This is a genomic window from Streptomyces piniterrae (assembly GCF_005048155.1).
Lineage (GTDB): Bacteria > Actinomycetota > Actinomycetes > Streptomycetales > Streptomycetaceae > Streptomyces > Streptomyces piniterrae.
On sequence record NZ_SUMB01000002.1, the window covers coordinates 411,229 to 430,869 of the forward strand.

A 19,641-nucleotide genomic window follows, 5' to 3' on the forward strand; every position below is an offset into this window, starting at 1 on the left:
CTTTGAGGATGCCGATGGTTCGTGCTGGTTCGTCACCCGGAGGGCCGGAGTCTGCCTCCACCCCAATATGGCTGTTGCCACCCGTACTCCTGGCCGTGTGCACGGCTGTGGCCGTGTCGTTGACGCCCTCGACCGCCCGCGCCCAGGTCGTCTGGATCGGCGTCTTGGCGACGGCCGCTGTGGCCGTCGCGGCCTGGCAGGCAGCCTGCCGGGCACGCACGCTCGACGAACTGCGCCGTCAGTACGCCGGCAGAGAGGCGATCCTGCACCGGCACCTGTCCGAGCAGGAAGCCGAAACGGTGCGGATGGCCAAAGAGACGCTGCCCGCGGCCATGGCCCAGCTGCAGAAAGGCAGTACAACCGAGGAAGTACTGCACAACGTCGTCCATGTGTCCCGCGTCAGCCCCGAGTTCGAAGCCGCGCACAAGGCAGTGCTGCGTTATGTGCTGGAAGCCGTCGAGGCCGAGGAAGACCTCCGTGACTCCGCCCAGCGCGCCTTCGTCAACATCGCTCGGCGCGTTCAGGCCATCGTCCACCAACAGGCCCAGGAACTAAGGGAGCTGGAGGACAAGCACGGTCAGGACCCGGAAGTCTTCGGCGACTTGCTGCGCGTCGACCACCGCACCGCGCTGGTCGGCCGGCTCGCGGACAGCATCGCCGTACTCGGCGGGGCCCGACCGGGCCGTCAGTGGCAGCAGACCATCCCGCTGTTCAATGTGCTCCGTGGCGCCATGTCCCGGATCACGGACTACCAGCGCGTCGATCTGCACTCCGTGGCCGAGGTCGGCATTCTCGGACGCGGCGTCGAGCCGCTGATCCACGCCCTGGCCGAGCTGCTGGACAACGCCACTCGCTATTCACCGCCCCAGACACGGGTCCATCTGACCGCGACCGAGATCCAGACCGGTGTGGCCATCGAGATGGAGGACGCCGGCATCGGTCTGACCGATGAAGCCCGCACCCGTGCCGAACGGGCCCTGGCGCAGAGTTCCCCCACCGGCATCGACCTCGACGACCTGGGCGAGTCACCACGACTCGGCCTGGCCGTGGTCGGCCGGCTGGCCCGCACGAACGACTTCAAGGTCTCCTTCCGGGCCTCCGCGTACGGCGGTGTACGCGTCGTCCTGATGGTCCCGCAGGAACTGATCACCGCGACTCCGGTTCCCGGTGGAGCGATGGCCAAGGCCGCCACCCTTCCGCCCCCCAGGCGCCGCGGCGGTCCGTTGCGCCGCTCGGAAGTCACCACCGAGGAGCCGGCGCCCGTCGCCTCGTCACGCACCGCGAACGGGCTCCCTCAGCGCAGGCGCCGTACACGCGCCGTGATTCCGCCCATGCGACAGAAGCCTGAGGCCGCCACCACCACTGAATCCAAAACCTCTGTGTCAGCCGCTCCACCCCCACAGGCCGGGATGTGGCTGGCCGCCTTCCAAGAGGGCATCTCCGGCGAGTCCCGAGCTGAGTCCCCAGACCTTCGTTCCGACGGCCTGAGCGACAAAGAGTCCGAGCGTAACTGAGTCATTAGGTAAGGATGAGTAAGTAAGTGGTGACACAGCAGCGGCTCAATATGAACTGGATGCTCGAGGGGCTGGCGTCCAGCGTTCCGCACACCCGTGACGTCGTGGTGCTTTCCTCGGACGGCCTGTGCATGGCTCAGTACGGTACGGACGAGGACACCGCGGATCGCCTCGCCGCCGCCTGCGCCGGACTGCAGAGCCTGTCGGCGGCCATCGCCACGGAATTCCCGCACGGCGACGGGCGAATGAAGCTCGTCGTCATCGAGGTCAACGGCGGCTTCTTCTATCTGATGGCGGCCGGCGCCGGAGCGTATCTGGCAGTGCTGGCCGATGACGACGTGGACGCCGGGCTCATGGGCCAGGGAATGCGGGACCTGGTCGCCCGTATCGGACAGCACCTCACCAGCCCGCCGCGGGCCGACCGGCAGGTCCCATGAGCGACCCGAAACCGGAAAAGCGCCAGAGCTGGGAAGAAGGCGGTCCCGAGCGCCTTTACGTCCTTACGTCCGGCCGGAGCACTCCCTCCGATCCAGCCCCCCTGGACATGGTCACGCTGATCGTGACCCGGAACGGCCCCGGTTCGAGCATGCAGCCCGAACAGGCCGGCATCCTCCGGATATGCGACTACCCGCTGTCGGTCGCCGAGATCTCGGCATACCTCCACCTGCCGGTCAGCGTGGTCACGGTACTGCTCGCGGATCTGCTGGGAAGCGGCCATGTCGAAGCCCGGGCACCGATCCCGGCCACGTCGTTGCCCGATGTCGAACTTTTGGAGGCGGTGATGCATGGACTGCAAAATCTCTGAGCCCATCGTCGGTCCGCGGAGCGAGGACATCCTGCCGGCCTCGGTCTCCACCGCGGTGAAGGTAGTGATCGTCGGCGGCTTCGGGGTGGGGAAAACCACCCTGGTCGGATCGGTCAGCGAGATCCGTCCGTTGACCACCGAGGAGACCATGACGCAGGCCGGCGTCGGGGTGGACGACACCGCCGGAGTCGAGCGCAAGACCGAGACCACCGTGGCCATGGACTTCGGCCGGATCAGTCTCAGCGAAGAACTGGTGCTGTATCTCTTCGGAACTCCGGGCCAGCAACGCTTCTGGTTCCTGTGGAACGGCCTCTTCGAAGGCGCGCTGGGGGCGGTGGTCCTGATCGACACCCGCCGCCTGGAAGACAGCTTCGACGTGATGGGCCGCCTCGAGGAACGCGGTGTGCCCTTCATCGTCGCCATCAACGCCTTCCCGGACGCCCCCCACTACGCGGTGCCTGAACTCCGAAAGGCCATGGACCTCCCGGAATCCGTACGCATCATCGACTGCGATGCCCGCGACCGTGCATCCAGCCGCGATGCCCTGCTCACACTCATGCGTTACCTGTACTCCCTCAACACCACAACCACGGAGCCCCAGTGACCGCCTCTTCCCACGACCAGGCCCGCACCGAGTCTGCATCTGTGCCGCCTCCGGAGTGTCCGGCGCATGCCCGTGCCGTGAACGGTGATGGAGTAGCACGACTCTTCGGGCCCGAGGCAGTTCACGATGCGCCGGGCTTTTATGAACGACTGCGGGCCGAGCACGGCCCCGTGGCGCCTGTCCTGGTGGACGGTGACCTGCCCGCTTGGCTGGTCCTCGGCTATCGAGAGAACCTCGAAGTGGCACGCACACCCTCCCGCTTCTCACGCGACCCCCGTCTCTGGCACTGCTTCCAGGAAAACAAGGTTGCGGCGGACTCACCACTACGGCCAGCCATTGCCTGGCAGCCCGTATGCCTCTTCCTCGACGGTGAGGAGCACGAGCGGCTTCGCGCTGCGCTCACGGACAGCATCGCTCGATTCGACCGTCGCGGGATGCGCCGCTCCGTCACCCACTTCGCTAACCAGTTGATTGACGAATTCGCCGGTGACGGGGTGGCCGATCTCGTCAGCCAGTTCGGGGAGCAACTGCCCCTGCGAGTAATCACACAGCTCGTTGGAATGTCCGACGAGAGCAGTCCGCAGTTGGTCGAGGCCATCAATGACCTACTTAAGGGCACGGAGACGGCCTTCAAGAGCAATGAATACGTCGTTGAGGCTCTGCATGATCTCGTGCAACGCAAACGAGCAACTCCTGCGAACGACTTCACATCATGGCTATTCAGCCACCCTGCAGAGCTCACTGATGAGGAGGTTCTACAGCATGTACGGATCGTCCTCCTCGCTGCCAACGTAAATACCATTAATCTAATGGTGAGTACCATGCGTATGGTGCTCACCGACCCCCGCTTTCGCGCGTCGCTGACGGGGGGACGTATGACATTGCCTGACGCGCTGGAGCAAATGCTGTGGGATGAGCCGCCGACCGCAGTGGTACCCGCCAGGTGGGCCACCGGCGACACGGAACTGGCCGGCCAGTCCATCAAGGCCGGGGACATGCTTCTGCTTGGTCTAAGCGCTGGAAACAGTGATCCTGCTATCCGTCCTGACCTCTCAGTGCCCATGCACGGTAACCGCTCGCACCTGGCCTTCAGCGGCGGCCCGCACGAGTGCCCCGGCCAGGACATCAGTCGAGCCATCGCTGACACGGGAATCGACGTTCTGCTAATGCGTTTGCCCGACATCGACCTTGCGGTCCCCGAGAGCGAGCTGAAGTGGGTGTCCACGTGGATCCACCGTCATCTGACGGCACTTCCCGTGAAGTTTGCTCAGAGTTGCCCTGGGGTTCTTCCTGTATCTTCCAGCGCAACGGGCGATGGACAGAGCAAGCGACCCTTCCCGGGCTCCACTGCTCGCAGTACGGACGGAACAGATGAGACTTCTGAGCCAGCCTCGGCGGCCGTGTCGCCGGGGAGGCGTTCGTCTTGGTGGGGCTCGTTGAAGGGATGGCTGCGAGGAACCCAACCTCGTTAGCGAAGACGCACGTTGTGGCTCTCTCGTAACATAAGGTCAGCACGTCGAGGCACTGATGCATAGCAACAGTGCCTCGGCGTGTGTGTCTTGGCGCCTCAGTCAAACGCCGGACGTGACTACTGTGCGTTAAAGATCTCCCCATGTTTCCTTCGGCAGCTAACAGCGGCTTCCGCAAGATGCCCTCCGCGTGTCCCGAGGGCGGTCAGGGCGTTCCAGAGCTCTTCGCGCTCCGCGTTCCTACCGGACTTCTTGTCGGCGTAGATGCGTACGCAGCCGGCGGCTTCGAGGGCGAGGATCTGGCGGTCGAGGAGTTGACCCTTGTCCGTTATCCTCGCACATCTGATCGACTTACCACTGGGAACGGAGGGGGCCGGCGCGAGAGGATCTGTGTCGTCATCGAGAGGCTGCGGCACCCCGGAAGGTACAGAAATCGGGGTGGTTAAGTTGTTGAGCGCCGCGACTTTCTGACACCGCTTTATAAGCATGATCCATGCGGATCGGCGATCATTCGGGCCGATTTTTAACCTTGCCCAGGTATCGACCGATACATGAACAAGATCGACAGCGGCGGGGGTGAATATGTGTCTGAGTATTTGCCTTGGTCTCACCGCAGTGACATGGACCCGCCTACTGAACGGTTCTCCCTGGCTTGCTCGGCCAGGGCAGTGAGGACGTGGATGTCGGCGAGGACGGGATAGTCGAAGGGGATGGGGCGCGGGCCCACCTGGTCGGGTGGCGCGGTGAAGCCGCCGTCCGGGCGGCGGTGGCTCAGCAGGTAGGCGGCGGCCCGCGCCCGGGAGACTTCGGATCCATGGCTGGCCGCGACGGGGAGCGCATGGGCTGTGGAGATGGCGTCGGAGGGTGCGCCCGGTTGGTGACCCCAGCCGCCGTCGGGGTTCTGGGTCCGGGCCAGGTACCGGGTCGCGGTGGCGATGGCCTGAGGAATGCGGGGGTCGCCGGGTGGGGCCTGAGTGAGGGCCTGCAGCACGTGCGCCAGGACACTCGACGCGCTTGCGGTCCAGCTCGGGGCGAAGGAGCCGTCTTCGCGCTGGGCGTCGAGGAGGAAGGCGAGGGAGGCGTTGAGGAGCGGGGCGTGGCGGGGCCAGGACGGAGCAAGGGCGATGACGGCCCCGGCGGTGAGGTCGGTCTCCGCGGCGTGTCCGGAGAGGTAGGTGGAGTAGCCGCCGCTGGAGTCGGCCATGGCGACGAGGTACTTCTCCGCTTTGCGGAGCGCTTCGGCGTAGCGCTGCGGGGCGAGTGTGCGGAGGAAGTGCATGCATCTGGTGGTGTCGTCGACGTCTGTCTGAGTGGTGGTTTCGGTGTAGCCCCAGGCGCCGTCGATCTGCAGGTCCGCAAGGTAGTCGGCCATGCGGAGCGTGATCGGCTCGGGAGCGCCGGCGAGGGTCAGCGCGGTGCCTGCCAGAGCGGTGACCCAGACCGTCTGGCCTTCGATGAAGGGGATTCCGCCGTCGGGGTTGGCGGTGCGGGTGATGGCGTCGATTCCCTTGGAGAGGAGCGGGCTGTCCGGTCGGCAGTTGTGCAGGGCGTGCAGCGCGATCAGATGGGCGAGGACGTTGCCCTCCCACACGCTCTCTGCTCCGAACCCTTCGAGTCGGCTGATGAGTTGGGCCAGGTCACGCGGGTCCGGCGGCAGGCCACGCGCGTGACCGTGGAGGAGGCCGATTGCGCACAGGGTGAGTTCGGTCCAGCTGGCCTGCGGGCCGTAGTGGGGCGGCTCGGGGCGACTGGTGAAGGGAAGCTCGCCTACGATCCCGAGCACCGCTTCGATCAGGACGCGCTTTCGAGGCCCCGTGACGTGCTGGTAGCTCTGCAGATAGGTGAGGACCGGCCCGGGGTCGCCGGGGCCGTGCAGCGTGGCGTGTGCGAGGCGTTCGTCGAGGAATCCGGACGGACGCGCCGAGTCGAGGAAGGCGCCGAGCTTCTCGTTGCGCAGATCTGTCTTGTCGAGGAGCGCATACAGCAGGGCTGATTCCAGAATGCGGCTTTCGCACGGGGTGCGGACGGCGCCGTCAGCCGCGATCTGGCTGACGATCCGGTCGATGAGACGGTTCACACCTCCCACCACCAAGCGACCGACGGGAGGGCGGTCAACGGCGGATGGGGGTGGCCGCTGGGAGCGTCGGCGAAGACGACAGGCCACCTCACGCGGGTCTTGCGCTGGAAGTAGGAGAAATCGCTCCGATTCCGCATCAGGTCTGACGCCCAGTCCAGATGGCCCCGGATCAGGGCGGTCAGATTGAGCAGATAGGCCCGCAGTTCGGGTCGCGCCGTGGTCAGCACCCGGTCCCTGAGCTTCAGAAAACGGCCCACTAGGAGATCGTGCGTTCCGACAGTCTGGGCTAGCCCAGCGTCGAACGAGCCCACCTCGCGTGCAAGGGTCGCGACCAGAGAGCTCTCGATGTCGCCGTCCAGATCCCTGCCGTAGCTGTACAGATCGTTGTCGATCCTGGCGATCAGGCAGGTGAGCTCAGTCAGGGCCCGCACCTCCGGCCGTTCCAGGTCGTCCGGCGCCACCGTCGGTCCGTCGATGACGGCCATGACGTTGGTGAAGATCTGCAGCAGGCTGGAGCCGATGCCGCGGACGAAGTATTCGTCGAGCGAGGGGAAGCGGCCGCGCTTCTGGTAAGCGGCTTCGTGGAGGCAGACGAAGAAGGTGATTCGCACGGAGGCGGCCCACCGGCCGACCTGCTGATCGGAGGTGCGTTCCTCCATGCGTCTGCGCAGGTCCCGGGCAGCCGCCAGATGGCCAGACCCCGATTCTGGGCCGTCCGGCAAGGGCATTGCGGCGGGAGTGTCGAAGGCGCGCTGGATCCGGGAGAGGAACCCGCACAGGTCGGCCAGATCCGGCGCCTTGGGCTGGGCGTCGTTGGATTGGGGGCTGGGATCTGTGTCGTCGTCGATGATGAAGGTCCAGTAGGCGACGTCCGAGAGCAGTTGCAGACCCTTCAGATCCGCCGCGGGCGCGAAGCGTCCCGCCAGTTCGCCAATCCGGAGCTTCTCCGGCTTAACTTTGACGAGTTGCGGATCGCGAGGAAGTCCGAACCTGCGGGCGAACTCCGCGGTCCCGCGGTCGGCCGCGCGCCAGGCCGGGTTGATCGCGGGCTCGATTGGACACCACAGTGGCGGAATCGTGTACGCCGCATCCGCCATGCCGCCTCCCCTCACTGACCGTGTCATCAGGATTCTGGCGTGATCAGCCTTAGCCAAGAGTCTGATCGTCACCAAACGAAGCAGAAACGTCACCAAACGAAGCAGAAGTAGCACAGGTCGGCGCACATCACGAGTACTTACGCGCCCCCCCGAGTGTCACAGGGGGCACCGGCCCCGGCGCCGTCCCTCCCCTGGGGTGCCGCCGGGGCCGCCCGCTACAGTCCGACTCCGGGCTCGTCGATGGACACGGTCCACAGGGGCGGTGTCCATCGACGAGCTGGGCGAGTTCGCGCGGAACTTTCGCAGGAACGGTGAGGGCGAAGTAGCGGATCAGCTCGTCCTTGCCGATCGTTGGGAAGGACCGTAAGCCCTCCAGTTCCTCATCCGAGAACACCCGCGTTGCCATCGGCCCCTCCCACCCCACTCGATCAACACAGACGGGCACCACCGGTACCCGGCCAGCTGGTGCGGACAGAAGAGAACCCCCAAAGTGGCCTCAGCAGTACGGGGGTTGCGTCAGCCTACGGCATCCGCGACGTGGGCCGTCCCCTTAATCCCGGAGGCTCGCCACGGTCGGGTCGGCCTTGATCCGCTTCGAGCTGCGCACCGCGCCGAGCACCCGCGGTCGGCCGTTCGTCCGGCCATTCCTCGGGCTCGACCATAGTCTGCCGGCCGACCGTGAGTACGGACATCAGCAGCCCCTTGTCTGCTCGTCGTTCAGGTCGTTCAATGGTGGCTCGTCGGCACTCAGCATGGCCGCGACGCTACCGACCCGCCCATGGGCACCACGCCGTTCCCCGAGATCGCCCAGATCAACGGCTGCCGCATGGCTCAGCGTTGTCTCTTCCGCGAGAACTACCGGGATCCCGACGGTGGCGGCCAGGCTGAAGATGCCGACCCCGATGCCGATCATCGTCAGCTGGGTGAGGCCGTGTGCTGACTGGCTGGCTGCTCGTGGGGCAGCGTTCGTCTGAAGACTCCCTGCGGTCCTCTTCCCAGCAATGGGGGAAGGTGCAATTTCGGGGTGTGGTTGGGGGACATCGCTCGCTGCCTGTCAGGCAACGGCGGCACGACGACGGGCCACCGTCGTGGCGTGGTCACTACAGGCCTGAAACCATCGCCCAGGTTCATTGCCCGCAAAGAGATCCCAGCGCGAGCACAGCTGATGAGGCTGTGGATGCGCTGCGATGCGGATGCGTCTGTGTCCGGGCCTGCGCCTGCGCCTGCGCCTGCGTCAGAGCGTGCCCGCTAAGTCGGGCTGCCGCGCCGGGTTTCGGCCACCGCCCGCAGGACGTCGACCAACGCCGCAACCGTCGGTCGGCGTTCGGTCGAGGAGCGGAACACCACGACGATGTGCCGCTCGATCTTCTCGCGCAGCTTCACCACGTCGAAGCGGGAGGCGCGCAGTCGGAGCATGAGGTCTGTCACCGTGCTCACGCCGATGCCCGCCTCGACCAGTGCCAGGGTGGCCGCGGTGTCCGTCACCTCGTGGCGCACGTCGGGTTCGATGCCGGCTCGTCGGCAGGCGGTGCGCACGGCGCGGCCGTAGTAGCTGTCGGCCGACGGGAGGATCCAGCCCAGGTGTTGGGTGTCGGCCAACGAGATGTCCTTGCGGCGGTCCATCGACCCAGCCGGTACCGCGAGTGAGAAACGTTCCCGGTAGAGCCGTCTCACCCGAAGGGCCGGATCGCGGGGGATGGGCACATCCGGGTAGTCCAGGCCGAGGGCCAGGTCGACGGCCCCGGAGGCGACCGCGTCGTACACCTCGTCGACGTCCATATCGCGGCTGTGCACGGCCAGCCCCGGATGGGTCTCGCGCGCCCGTTGCAGGGCCAGCGGCAGAATCTCGGCGGCGGCGGTGGCGAACAGGCCGACGAGCAGTACCCCGGAGATCTCGTTGCGGGTGCGCTCCAGGGCCTCGACCGCTTCGGCCTCCGTGGCCAGGATGCGCTCGGCGTGCGAGGCCAGCGTCCTCCCGGCGTCGGTGAGTTCCACCCTCCGTCCCACCCGCTGCAACAGCTCCATGCCGGTGGTCTTCTCCAGCGCGGCGATCTGCTGGGAGACCGCTCCGGGGGTGTATCCCAGGGCGTGGGCCACCGCGGTGATGGTTCCGCGCCTGGTCAGCTCGACGAGGGAGCGCAGCTGGGAACTCGTCCAGTCCATATAGAGACCCTAATAGATCAGTCGCATTAATTATTCATGGACGTCAATGGTTGGGTGCGCCACGATGGCGGGCAGGCAGCGGGGAGTGGGCAGTGGCTTGTCGGCGTTTGGGGTTGCCTTGTGGAAGGGATCGGCGTTTTGTCCAGCTCACCTACCGCGTCCGCCTTTCGTGCCGTTCCGTCGGCCGCCGATGTGGTGATCATCGGTGGCGGGGTGATGGGTGCCGGCATCGCGTTCCATCTGGCCGAGGCCGGGGTGCACGACATTGTCGTGGTCGAGCGGGGCGAGCTGGGCAGTGGCAGCTCGGGGAAGCCGATCGGCGGCGTACGGGCCCAGTTCTCCGACCCTCTCAACATCGAACTCGGCAGCCGGAGCCTGCGGGCCTTTCAGGACTTCCCGCAGCGCCCCGGCGCGGATATCCGGCTCGACAACGTCGGCTACCTCTTTCTGCTCACCACCGACGAGCAGGCCGCCGAATTCGAGAACAGCGTCAGGATCCAGAACGGTCTGGACGTGCCCAGTCGCATGGTCACACCCGAGGAGGCCCGCCGGCTGTGTCCCTATGTCGGCAGCGAAGGTCTGGTGGCCGGGGTCTTCTCACCCGCCGACGGACACGCCCGGCCGGGCCTGGTGGTGCGGGGATATGCCGCAGCGGCGGCCCGTGCCGGGGTCACCTTCGTGACGCATACCGGAGTGACCGGTATCGACACGGCCGGCGACCGTGTCACGGCCGTGCACACGGACCGGGGCGTGATCTCCTGCGCCACCGTCATCTGTGCGGCGGGTGCCTGGTCCGGGCAGATCGGCGAAATGGCGGGGATCGACCTGCCGGTACGGCCGGTACGGCGCCAACTCGCGTTCACCGAGCCGCTCACGCGCCCGGTGCCGCGCATCCCGTTCACGATCGACTTCACCTCGTCGGCCTACTTCCACAACAGTGACGACGGGCTGCTGTTCGGCCTGGCCGACCCGGACGAGCCGGACGGGTTCGACACCACCTGGACCCCGGAGTGGCTCGGACTCTTCCGGGACGTCGTACGGCGCCGGGCCCCCGCCCTGGCCGACATGGGGACGGCGAGCGGCTGGGCCGGGCTGTACGAGGTCACGCCCGACCACAACGCGTTGATAGGTCGGTCCGGTGAACTCGTCAACTTGCTTTACGCCACCGGGTTTTCCGGTCATGGCTTCCTGCAGGCGCCCGCGGTCGGGGAGATCGTGCGTGACCTGTACCTGGACCGCGCACCGTGCGTCGACATCTCGCCGCTGAGCGCCGACCGCTTCCGGACCGGGGACGGGACCCGCCCAGAAGCCCATGTGGTGTGACCCTCTCGTGCGAAAGGCAGAACCTTCCATGATCAGCCAGTGGCAGCTGCGCGCCGCCTTCGCCGCGCGGCTCTCGGAGATGTACGGGCGTGAGGTCCCCGCGTACACCACGCTCGTGGACGTCTCGCGCGAGGTCAACGAGGGCGTCCTGCGCGCACGGGGCGCGGACGCCGAACGCCTCGGTTCCATCGGCCGGGTGACCTCGGAACGGCATGGCGCCATCCGGGTCGGCACCCCCGGTGAACTGCGCCAAGTCGCCCGTATCTTCGGTGCGTTGGGGATGCGCCCGGTCGGGTTCTACGACCTGCGGGAAGCCGCCGCCAGCGCGGTGCCCGTCGTGTCGACCGCGTTCCGCCCCGTCGACGGAGAGGAACTGGCCCGCAACCCGTTCCGCGTCTTCACCTCCCTGCTCACCCCCGCCGACCCCCGGTTCTTCGACGCCGGTCTGCGCTCCCGCCTGGAGACGTTCCTCGCCGGCCGAGAGCTGTTCCCGCCGGAGCTGCTCGCACTGGCCGACCGGGCGGAAGCGGAGCGGGAGCTGCCGGACGCCGAGGCCGAGCGGTTTCTCCAACTCGCCGTCGGGGCCTTTGAGTTGTCCACCGAGCCGATCGACAAGGCCTGGTACGAGACCCTGGAGAGGGTCTCCGCCGTCGCCGCGGACATCGGCGGCGTACGCAGCACCCACATCAACCACCTCACCCCGCGCGTCCTGGACATCGACGAGCTCTACCGGCGGATGACCGAGCGCGGCATCGAGATGATCGACACCATTCAGGGGCCGCCGGCCTGGAAGGGGCCGGACGTCCTGCTGCGTCAGACGTCCTTCCGGGCGCTCGCCGAGCCCCGGTCGCTGCGCCTCGCGGACGGCAGCGTGACCCGCGGCGCCCTGCGGGTGCGGTTCGGCGAGGTCGAGGCCCGCGGTATCGCCCTGACCCGTGAGGGCCGGGCGCTCTACGACCGGCTGCTCGGCCTGGTCGACCGCCGGGCTTCCCGCCAGCCGGACGCTGACCGTGGCGAACTCGCCCGTGCCGTGTGGGAGGAGAACCTGCCCGGCACCGAACGGGAACTCGCCGCACGGGGGCTGGGCTACTTCACGTACCACGTGGTGCCCGGTCGGGCGCGGGACGGAAGCCGTCCGCCGGGCAGTGTCGGCGAACTCGTGGAACAGGGCTGGGTACGCGCCGAACCCCTCGTCTACGAGGACTTTCTGCCTCGCTCCGCGGCCGGCATCTTCCAGTCCAACCTCAGCGGCGAAGGCTCCAGGGACAACGAGCGGGAAGGCGCCGCCTACGACACCGAGTGGCTCTCCGGCGCCATGGGCCGCGAAGTCCTGGACCCCTTCGACCTCTACGAGCAGCAGCGGAACGAGTCCCTCGCCGCGGTCGCCCGGCAGCTCGGCACCGACACCCCGCTCGTCCGACCTGTCACCTGACCTGTCATCCGACGTGTCACCTGACCTCTCACCTGACCTCTCATCCGACAAGGAGCGCTGTGACCACCACCCGCACTCTCCCCACCACCGACGACCTGCGCGCCCGTGCCCGAGCCGCCCTGAAGCGGATCGGAGTCAGCGTTCCGGAAGGCACCGACTTCGCCGCCCGCACACCCATCACCGGCGACGAACTCTTCGGCCTCGCGGCCGCCGGCCCGGCAGACACCGAGGCGGCCATCGCCGCCACCCGCGAGGCCTTCCTCACCTGGCGCACCACACCGGCGCCCCGGCGCGGTGAACTCGTCCGCCGGCTTGGCGAGTTGCTGCGTGATCACAAGAGCGACCTGGCCGACCTCATCACCATCGAAGCGGGCAAGATCCGTTCGGAGGCGCTCGGCGAGGTCCAGGAGATGATCGACATCTGTGACTTCGCGGTGGGCCTGTCCCGTCAGCTCTACGGCCGCACCATCGCCTCCGAGCGTCCGGGCCACCGTCTCGCCGAGACCTGGCACCCGCTCGGTGTCGTCGGTGTCATCTCCGCGTTCAACTTCCCCGCCGCCGTGTGGTCGTGGAACACCGCCGTGGCCCTGGCCTGCGGCGACACCGTGATCTGGAAGCCGTCCGAGCTCACCCCGCTCATCTCGCTGGCCTGCGACCGGCTGCTGGACCAGGCGGCCGAAGACGTCGGCGTGCCCCGCGATGTGCACCGTCTGCTGCTCGGCGACCGTGCCATCGGCGAGCAACTCGTGGACGATGCGCGCATCGCCCTCGTGAGCGCCACCGGCTCCACCCGTATGGGGCGCGAGGTCGGCCCGCGTGTCGCGGCCCGCTTCGGGCGCAGCCTCCTCGAACTCGGTGGCAACAACGCGGCCGTCGTCGCGCCCTCCGCCGACCTCGACCTCGCCGTACAGGGCATCGTCTTCGCCGCGGCCGGGACGGCGGGACAGCGCTGTACGACCCTGCGGCGCCTGATCGTCCACCGCGACATCGCCGACACCCTCATCGCCCGGCTGACCGCCGCGTACGCCAAGCTCCCCATCGGCGACCCCTTCGACGAAAGCACCCTGGTCGGACCGCTGATCACCACCAAGGCGCTGGACGGCATGCAGGACGCCCTCACCCGCGCACAGGCGCAGGGCGGCAAGATCCTCGCGGGCGGCGGCCGGCGCCTCGCCGACGCCGCGCCCCGGGCCGCGTACGTCGAGCCGGTCATCGTCCGCGTCGACGAACAGACGGAGGTCGTCCGGGAGGAGACCTTCGCCCCGGTCCTCTACGTGCTGACGTACGACTCCCTCGCGGAGGCCATCGCGCTGCACAACGACGTTCCGCAGGGCCTGTCGTCCAGCATCTTCACCCGCGACCAGCAGGAAGCCGAGCTCTTCCTCTCCGCCGAGGGCTCCGACTGCGGCATCGCCAACGTCAACATCGGCACGTCCGGGGCGGAGATCGGCGGTGCGTTCGGCGGTGAGAAGGAGACCGGCGGGGGCCGCGAATCCGGCTCCGACGCGTGGCGTGCCTATATGCGCCCGGCCACCAACACCATCAACTACTCCGGCCGGCTCGCGCTCGCCCAGAACGTGAGCTTCCTCTAGGGCCGGAGCCGGAGCCGGGGCCGGGCGGCGGTGCGGGGGGCTAGTCGGCGCGGCCGGTCGCTGCCACGGTCACGCCCAGGCCGATCATCGCGAAGCCGCCCGCCCCGCCGACCATCGACAGGCGGCGGTCCGAGCGGGCGAACCAGGAACGGGCCGCCGCGGCACCCAGGCCCCACAGGGTGTCCGAGATCATGCCGATGGCGACCGGGACCAGCCCCAACACCATCATCTGGCCGGGGACATGGCCCGCCGAGTGGTTCACGAACTGGGGCAGGACCGCCGCGAAGAAGACGACGCCCTTCGGGTTGGTGACGCCCACGAAAATGCCGTCCAGGATCGTGCGCAGATCACCGCGCCGCTCGGCGACCGGGGCCTCCAGGTCCGCCGCGCGCATCTTCTTGCGGTGCCGGAAAGCCTGCACGCCGAGGTAGACGAGATACGCCGCGCCGGCCAGCTTGACGCCCATGAAAACCGCCGCCGAACTCTCCACCAGCGCGCCGAGGCCCCACGCCACAGCGATCACCAGGAGGTACGAACCGACCAGGTTGCCGAGGACCGTTGCGAGCGCTGTGCGGCGGCCGTGCGCGAGGGCCCGGCCGATCACGAACAGCACGCTCGGCCCCGGAACCACGATCACCAGCAGCGACATCGCCGCGAACGCGAGAATGCTCTCCACGGACACCATCTGTCCGACACCTCCTGGATTACTTCCAGTGGTCATACAAACAGATGGCGGGCTGTCCGCTCTAGGCTCGTCCACCTGCCGATATCGCCGGGCGCCGACATGGCGGTGGCGCCCGTCGCTTGGCGGGGGCTCGTCGTGGCGCGGTCAGATCCAGTACGGCGCGGCCGGGAGCGTATCGGCCCCCGAAGCGGTGAGTTCGGCGCCGGGCGAGCGGCCGGTGAGCCAGGCGAGGAGAGCGGCCTGGGTGCCGGTGACGACCGGGCCGCCGGTGCCGAGTTCATGGGCGAGGCCGGTGTCGGTCGCCTCGATCCGCAGGGGCGCGATGCCGTCGCGGCGGCGCTGGGCCGCGATGAGGTCGTCGATGATCCAGCGGGCGGCGGACGGTGGGACATCGGCGAAGGTGTAACCGGCGGCCAGATCGGCGTGATGCACTTCCAGTTCCCGCAGCCGCGTGGGCACCAGGGTCGCGGGCGTGCGCAGTTCACCGGTGCGCATCCGCACTTCGGCCCGCCAGGCCTCCGCGGGCAGGGCGCGTACGGCCTCCTCGAAGCGCGCGGCGCCGGCGGTGACATCGTCGACGAGCTCCGCGACCGGTCGCGCGGCGCCCGCCTCGATCTCCGCGGCACGTGCCGCCATGCTCGGGTACTGCGGCGTCTCGACTCCCGTGCGGGCCCAGGTGAGCAGCCGGCAGAGGCTGTCGCCGGCACGCGCCACATGGGTGATCACATGGCCTCGGGTCCACGGTGGTACCAGTGTCGCCGCACCGATCTGCTCGTCGGTGAGGGCCCTGACGGTGGCGACGAAACGGTCCGTGGCTTCGGCTATCGGGCCCAGGGCCTCGGTGACCTGCATGACTCCCCCCCGCAGCTCTTCACCTCTGTCCGCCATGCGGGATATGAAATCCACATGGCGGTAGGAATGTGACCCTAAGTGGCGTGCCGACAGACGTCAACGGAAGGTCGGGGACGTGCCACTTCCAGCCCGTCCGCAGATGCCGTCTCGGCGGTTTCTGCCACGATGAGGGGAGTGCGGTCCTTCCCCGGCCAAGGAGGCGGAGGTGCACGACGCGACGGACGCCGACCGCTCCGCGGAGCACAGCCGGGCACCGGTCGAACGCATCGACGCGGTGATGTTCGACATCGGCGGAACCGTCTACGACGACGAGCGTTTCGTCCAGGCGCTGTACCGGGCGACCTGCGACCTGGCGGGCGACATCGACGAGACCGAATTCTGGGATTTCTACGACTCCGTCCGCGCCGGAGGAACCCCGCTCCGTCCCGCGTTCGCCGACCGGTTCGTACCCGGCGGCGATGTCACCCTGCTGCACAAACAGATCGTGAAGCACTGGGAGTACCCCGTCGAGGCGCTCTACCCCGACGTGCAACCGGTGTTCGCGGTACTGGCGCGGCAGTACCGGCTCGGCATCCTCTCCAACTCGCCGCCGCAGGTCCGGGACGCGCTGCGCCGGGACGGCCTGGACGTCCTGTTCAAGGCGATCCTGCTGGGCGGCATCGACACCGCCGAAAAGCCCGCTCTCCGTGCCTTCCGCGATGTGCTGGAGAGGATGGACGTCCCGCCCGAGCACGCCGTCTACGTGGGCAACCGCCTCGACGCCGACGTCCGGGGCGCCGCCCGCGCCGGGATGCGCACCGTATGGCTGCTGCGCGGCGAGGCCCCGCCGGCCCCCGTCCTCGATCAGCTGGCCCAGGCCGACGGGGTGATCACCTCACTGACCGGACTGCCGCTGGCACTGGCCCGGCTGGAGAACCGGGCCCCGCCGGCGGCACCGCGGGTACGGGGCGTGTCCACCGCGGCGCTCGACATCACCGGGCAGTACCGGACCCGGCAGCGCCTGGCCATCGTGAACGCGGCCAGCGTACGCATCGGCTCCGCCCTCGACATCACGCAAACGGCCCAGGAGCTGGCGGATGTCGCCACCGAGCACTTCGCCGACTTCGTCGCCGTCGACCTGATCGAGGACGTCTTCCGCGGCACTCCGCTGCCACCGGAACCGGCCAGCGAGCCCGTCCTGTGCCGTGCCGCGCAAGGGTCCGTCCTCGACGGCTGCCCGGAGTCCGTCATCGCCCCGGGCCAGACGATCCGCTACCCGCCCGACTCGCCCATGGCCCACGTCCTGACCACCAGGAGGCCCTCGCGGCACTGGGTCGACGACCAGGACATCCAGCGATGGCTGGCCGAGGACCCCTCGCACGCCCGCAGCATCGGCCGGCACGGCACCCATTCGCTCATCATGGCGCCGCTCCTGGCCCGCGGGACCCTGCTGGGCATCGCCCAGTACCTGCGGCACCGCGCCCCCGACGCCTTCGACGCGGACGACCTCCGCCTCGCCGAGGAGATCACCGCACGGGCCGCCCTGGCCATCGACAACGCCCGCCGCTACGCCCGTGAGCGGGACACCTCGCTGACGCTTCAGCGCAGCCTGCTGCCCCGGCACGCACCCCGGCAGGCCGCGGTGGACGTCGCCTCGCGCTACCTGCCGGCCGGCTCCACCGCCGGCGTGGGCGGCGACTGGTTCGACGTCATCCCGCTCTCCGGCGCGCGGGTCGCCCTGATGGTCGGCGACGTCGTCGGCCAGGGCATCCAGGCCTCGGCGACCATGGGGCGACTGCGCACGGCGGCACTGACCCTCGCCGACATCGACATGCCGCCCGACGAACTGCTCACCCACCTCGACGACGTCGTACTGCGCCTGGACCGCGAAGAGGCGCCGCAAGGGGCCCGGACCACCGTGCCGGAGGCCGAGGTCGCGGGCGCCACCTGTCTCTACGCCGTCTACGACCCGGTCTCCCGTATCTGCACGTTGGCCCGCGCCGGACACCTCGCACCCGCGATCGTCTACCCGGACGGCATGGTCGACCTGCCCGAACTGCCGCCGGGACCGCCGCTGGGCCTCGGCGGCCTGCCCTTCGAGTCCGCGGAACTCCGCCTGCCCGAAGGCAGCCTGATCGCCCTGTTCACCGACGGCCTGGTCCGATCCGCAGGCCGCGACATCGAACTCGGACTCCAGCAGCTGCGCCACAGCCTGGCCGGCGCCACCACCTCGTCCCTGGAGCAGACCTGCGACGACCTGCTCCGGACGCTGCTCCCCGAGAGCCCCACGGACGACGTCGCCCTCCTCGTCGCCCGCACCCACTCCCTCGACGCCTCTCAGGTCGCGACCTGGGACCTGGACCCCGACCCGGCCCTGGTGGCGCACGCACGTGAACTGACCACCCGTCAACTTTCCGACTGGGGACTGGACGAGACGGCGTTCGTCAGTGAACTGGTCGTCAGCGAACTGGTCACCAACGCCATCCGCTACGGCCGTCCGCCGCTCCAGCTGCGTCTGATCCACGACACCGGCCTGATCTGCGAGGTCTCCGACGCCAGCAGCACCGCACCCCACATGCGCCGGGCCCGGGTCTTCGACGAGGGCGGCCGCGGTCTGCTCCTCGTCGCCCAGCTGACCCAGCGCTGGGGCACCCGCTACACCGGCACCGGAAAGACGATCTGGGCCGAGCAGGCGCTGGGAACGGGGGCGGGGGTCGGCTCCGCGTAAACCAGCGCATCGCTTCGCCATAACGCCCTCGATAAAAAGAGAGGCGCCATTCCACTTTCCGTCGGAGACGGAATGCAGAACTCCACTCGGAATGTTCAATTCGGAACGAAGTGGGCTCAAAAAAATTTTCTGGACGAATCGTGTGTACTCGTGTGATCCTGCAGTAGCCGCGGTCGGGGGACACCTAGGCGGTGAACGGGGGGATCACCATCTCTTCTGCATGCCTGCGTTCGACCAAGCGCAGTAATCACGCCCATGGGCTCACGCATTTCGGCGTGCGCCGCGCATCCGCATGCCCATCCACACACAGCGTTGGATTCCAGTGATAGCAGAGGAAGTTTATGATCTGGTGCTGGATGACGTGTTCATCCGGGCCGATCACCTAGTACCTGGAAGCTCAGTCTTCCTTAAACTCGAGGGCCTCAATCCGGCCGGCTCGGTGAAGCTCAAGACCGCAGTCGCCCTGGTGGCCCAGGCAGAGGAATCGGGTCGCGAATTCCCGCGCACCCGGCTCATCGAATCGACGTCGGGAAACCTCGGTGTGGCGCTGGCCATGGTCTGCGCCGCAAAGGGTTACCGCCTGACCTGCGTGACGGATCCCAATGCCAACGCCCAGTCGATGCGCCTGATGGAGGCGCTCGGCGCCGAGGTGGTGGTGATCGACGTACGCGACGGCAACGGCGGCTACCTGCAGTCCCGCATCAACTACATCCGTGACCGCGTGGCACGCGAGCCGAACACGTACTGGCTGAACCAGTACGCGAACCCGGCCGGCCCGCAGGCACACCGCGACCGCACGGGACGGGCCATCTTCGACGAGCTCGGCCACGTCGACTACGCCTTCATCGGGGCCGGCACCACCGGCACCCTGATGGGCTGCGCGGAGTTCTTCCGGCAGCACAGTCCGGCCACCCGGATCATCGCCGTCGATTCGGTCGGATCGGTGTCCTTCGGCGGTCCGCCGGCCCGGCGCCACATTCCCGGGCTCGGTACCAGCAGACGTCCGGAAATCCTCGACGAGGGGAAGATCGACGAGGTCGTCATGATTTCCGAGGCGGCCGCCGTGGAGATGTGCAGAATGCTCGCGGAAGAACGCGGGCTGCTGCTCGGCGGATCCAGTGGGACGGTTCTTTCCGCGGTCCAGGAAAAGGCCAAGGAAATCCCCGAGGGCAGCGTTGTGGTGGCGATCTCGCCGGACCTGGGGGAGCGCTATCTGGAGACGATCTACAACGATTCATGGGTCGCCGACCGATGGCCCGAGCTCACTTACCAAGAAATATCTGAAATTTCTCAGGCCGGCGCCTGAGGAGAGGTGTATGAA

At 68.1% G+C, this 19,641-nt stretch carries 16 protein-coding genes; 11 read left to right on the plus strand and 5 right to left on the minus strand.

Annotated features, from left to right (window positions below):
* The first annotated feature begins 14 nt into the window (after nucleotides 1–14).
* From FCH28_RS06130 to FCH28_RS06150, 5 genes are read left to right on the plus strand one after another with little or no spacing between them, the layout of a single operon-like run.
* On the plus strand, nucleotides 15–1,514 hold the full coding sequence (locus FCH28_RS06130; RefSeq protein WP_425471886.1) for a sensor histidine kinase: 1,500 nt from the start codon (nucleotides 15–17) through the stop codon (nucleotides 1,512–1,514).
* 50 nt (nucleotides 1,515–1,564) lie between these two features.
* Complete coding sequence (locus FCH28_RS06135) at nucleotides 1,565–1,951, plus strand: roadblock/LC7 domain-containing protein (RefSeq protein WP_136739135.1); 387 nt, start codon at nucleotides 1,565–1,567, stop codon at nucleotides 1,949–1,951.
* On the plus strand, nucleotides 1,948–2,319 hold the full coding sequence (locus FCH28_RS06140; RefSeq protein ID WP_136738667.1) for a DUF742 domain-containing protein: 372 nt from the start codon (nucleotides 1,948–1,950) through the stop codon (nucleotides 2,317–2,319). The genes FCH28_RS06135 and FCH28_RS06140 overlap by 4 nt, the downstream gene beginning before the upstream one ends.
* The gene (locus tag FCH28_RS06145) at nucleotides 2,300–2,923 is read left to right on the plus strand and encodes a GTP-binding protein (RefSeq protein ID WP_136738668.1); all 624 of its coding nucleotides are present in this window, start codon (nucleotides 2,300–2,302) and stop codon (nucleotides 2,921–2,923) included. Before FCH28_RS06140 ends, FCH28_RS06145 begins: the two co-directional genes overlap by 20 nt.
* On the plus strand, nucleotides 2,920–4,395 hold the full coding sequence (locus tag FCH28_RS06150) for a cytochrome P450 (RefSeq protein WP_136738669.1): 1,476 nt from the start codon (nucleotides 2,920–2,922) through the stop codon (nucleotides 4,393–4,395). Before FCH28_RS06145 ends, FCH28_RS06150 begins: the two co-directional genes overlap by 4 nt.
* A 604-nt stretch (nucleotides 4,396–4,999) precedes the next feature.
* On the opposite strand, the gene FCH28_RS06160 is transcribed toward FCH28_RS06150, so the two are convergent.
* The gene (locus FCH28_RS06160; protein WP_136738670.1) at nucleotides 5,000–6,469 is read right to left on the minus strand and encodes a prenyltransferase/squalene oxidase repeat-containing protein; all 1,470 of its coding nucleotides are present in this window, start codon (nucleotides 6,467–6,469) and stop codon (nucleotides 5,000–5,002) included.
* Nucleotides 6,466–7,566 carry a terpene synthase family protein gene (locus FCH28_RS06165; RefSeq protein WP_136738671.1) on the minus strand — a complete coding sequence of 367 codons (1,101 nt, stop codon included), beginning with the start codon at nucleotides 7,564–7,566 and terminating at the stop codon, nucleotides 6,466–6,468. The genes FCH28_RS06160 and FCH28_RS06165 overlap by 4 nt, the downstream gene beginning before the upstream one ends.
* A gap of 778 nt (nucleotides 7,567–8,344) precedes the next feature.
* Between FCH28_RS06165 and FCH28_RS37935 the strand changes: the two genes are divergently transcribed.
* On the plus strand, nucleotides 8,345–8,506 hold the full coding sequence (locus tag FCH28_RS37935) for a hypothetical protein (RefSeq protein WP_169314062.1): 162 nt from the start codon (nucleotides 8,345–8,347) through the stop codon (nucleotides 8,504–8,506).
* 308 nt (nucleotides 8,507–8,814) lie between these two features.
* Here the strand turns inward: FCH28_RS37935 and FCH28_RS06170 are convergent, their stop codons facing one another.
* Nucleotides 8,815–9,729, minus strand: a complete 915-nt coding sequence (locus tag FCH28_RS06170) for a LysR family transcriptional regulator (protein ID WP_136738672.1) — start codon at nucleotides 9,727–9,729, stop codon at nucleotides 8,815–8,817.
* A gap of 138 nt (nucleotides 9,730–9,867) precedes the next feature.
* Here FCH28_RS06170 and FCH28_RS06175 point away from each other — a divergent pair, with 138 nt between their 5' ends.
* The 3 genes from FCH28_RS06175 to amaB are packed head-to-tail and all read left to right on the plus strand — an operon-like array spanning nucleotide 9,868 to nucleotide 14,076.
* Nucleotides 9,868–11,052, plus strand: coding sequence for an NAD(P)/FAD-dependent oxidoreductase (locus FCH28_RS06175; protein ID WP_281289681.1), 1,185 nt, complete (start codon nucleotides 9,868–9,870; stop codon nucleotides 11,050–11,052).
* A 28-nt stretch (nucleotides 11,053–11,080) separates the two neighbouring features.
* Nucleotides 11,081–12,484, plus strand: a complete 1,404-nt coding sequence (gene hglS / locus FCH28_RS06180; protein WP_136738674.1) for a 2-oxoadipate dioxygenase/decarboxylase — start codon at nucleotides 11,081–11,083, stop codon at nucleotides 12,482–12,484.
* 59 nt (nucleotides 12,485–12,543) lie between these two features.
* Entirely contained in the window at nucleotides 12,544–14,076 is a 1,533-nt protein-coding gene (gene amaB, locus FCH28_RS06185; protein WP_136738675.1) for an L-piperidine-6-carboxylate dehydrogenase, read from the plus strand.
* 40 nt (nucleotides 14,077–14,116) lie between these two features.
* Here the strand turns inward: amaB and FCH28_RS06190 are convergent, their stop codons facing one another.
* Together FCH28_RS06190 and FCH28_RS06195 are read right to left on the minus strand one after the other, a co-directional pair.
* A complete protein-coding gene (locus FCH28_RS06190; protein WP_136738676.1) occupies nucleotides 14,117–14,761 on the minus strand; it encodes a LysE family translocator in 645 nt (214 codons plus the stop codon).
* A 144-nt stretch (nucleotides 14,762–14,905) separates the two neighbouring features.
* Nucleotides 14,906–15,649, minus strand: coding sequence for a maleylpyruvate isomerase family mycothiol-dependent enzyme (locus FCH28_RS06195; protein WP_246102449.1), 744 nt, complete (start codon nucleotides 15,647–15,649; stop codon nucleotides 14,906–14,908).
* A 169-nt stretch (nucleotides 15,650–15,818) separates the two neighbouring features.
* Here FCH28_RS06195 and FCH28_RS06200 point away from each other — a divergent pair, with 169 nt between their 5' ends.
* Both FCH28_RS06200 and sbnA read left to right on the plus strand, forming a co-directional pair.
* Nucleotides 15,819–18,320, plus strand: a complete 2,502-nt coding sequence (locus tag FCH28_RS06200; protein WP_136738677.1) for a SpoIIE family protein phosphatase — start codon at nucleotides 15,819–15,821, stop codon at nucleotides 18,318–18,320.
* 349 nt (nucleotides 18,321–18,669) lie between these two features.
* Nucleotides 18,670–19,626, plus strand: a complete 957-nt coding sequence (gene sbnA / locus FCH28_RS06205; RefSeq protein ID WP_136738678.1) for a 2,3-diaminopropionate biosynthesis protein SbnA — start codon at nucleotides 18,670–18,672, stop codon at nucleotides 19,624–19,626.
* Nucleotides 19,627–19,641: the final 15 nt, after the last annotated feature.

What these genes read in the sequence shown, in the direction of transcription:
- FCH28_RS06145 (WP_136738668.1), top strand. Translation starts at nt 2,300, where the DNA reads ATGGACTGCAAAATCTCTGAGCCCATCGTCGGTCCGCGGAGCGAGGAC.
- FCH28_RS06130 (WP_425471886.1), top strand. Translation starts at nt 15, where the DNA reads ATGGTTCGTGCTGGTTCGTCACCCGGAGGGCCGGAGTCTGCCTCCACC.
- FCH28_RS37935 (WP_169314062.1), top strand. Translation starts at nt 8,345, where the DNA reads ATGGGCACCACGCCGTTCCCCGAGATCGCCCAGATCAACGGCTGCCGC.
- FCH28_RS06190 (WP_136738676.1), bottom strand. Translation starts at nt 14,761, where the DNA reads ATGGTGTCCGTGGAGAGCATTCTCGCGTTCGCGGCGATGTCGCTGCTG.
- FCH28_RS06195 (WP_246102449.1), bottom strand. Translation starts at nt 15,649, where the DNA reads ATGGCGGACAGAGGTGAAGAGCTGCGGGGGGGAGTCATGCAGGTCACC.
- FCH28_RS06165 (WP_136738671.1), bottom strand. Translation starts at nt 7,566, where the DNA reads ATGGCGGATGCGGCGTACACGATTCCGCCACTGTGGTGTCCAATCGAG.
- FCH28_RS06135 (WP_136739135.1), top strand. Translation starts at nt 1,565, where the DNA reads ATGAACTGGATGCTCGAGGGGCTGGCGTCCAGCGTTCCGCACACCCGT.
- FCH28_RS06170 (WP_136738672.1), bottom strand. Translation starts at nt 9,729, where the DNA reads ATGGACTGGACGAGTTCCCAGCTGCGCTCCCTCGTCGAGCTGACCAGG.
- FCH28_RS06140 (WP_136738667.1), top strand. Translation starts at nt 1,948, where the DNA reads ATGAGCGACCCGAAACCGGAAAAGCGCCAGAGCTGGGAAGAAGGCGGT.
- hglS (WP_136738674.1), top strand. Translation starts at nt 11,081, where the DNA reads ATGATCAGCCAGTGGCAGCTGCGCGCCGCCTTCGCCGCGCGGCTCTCG.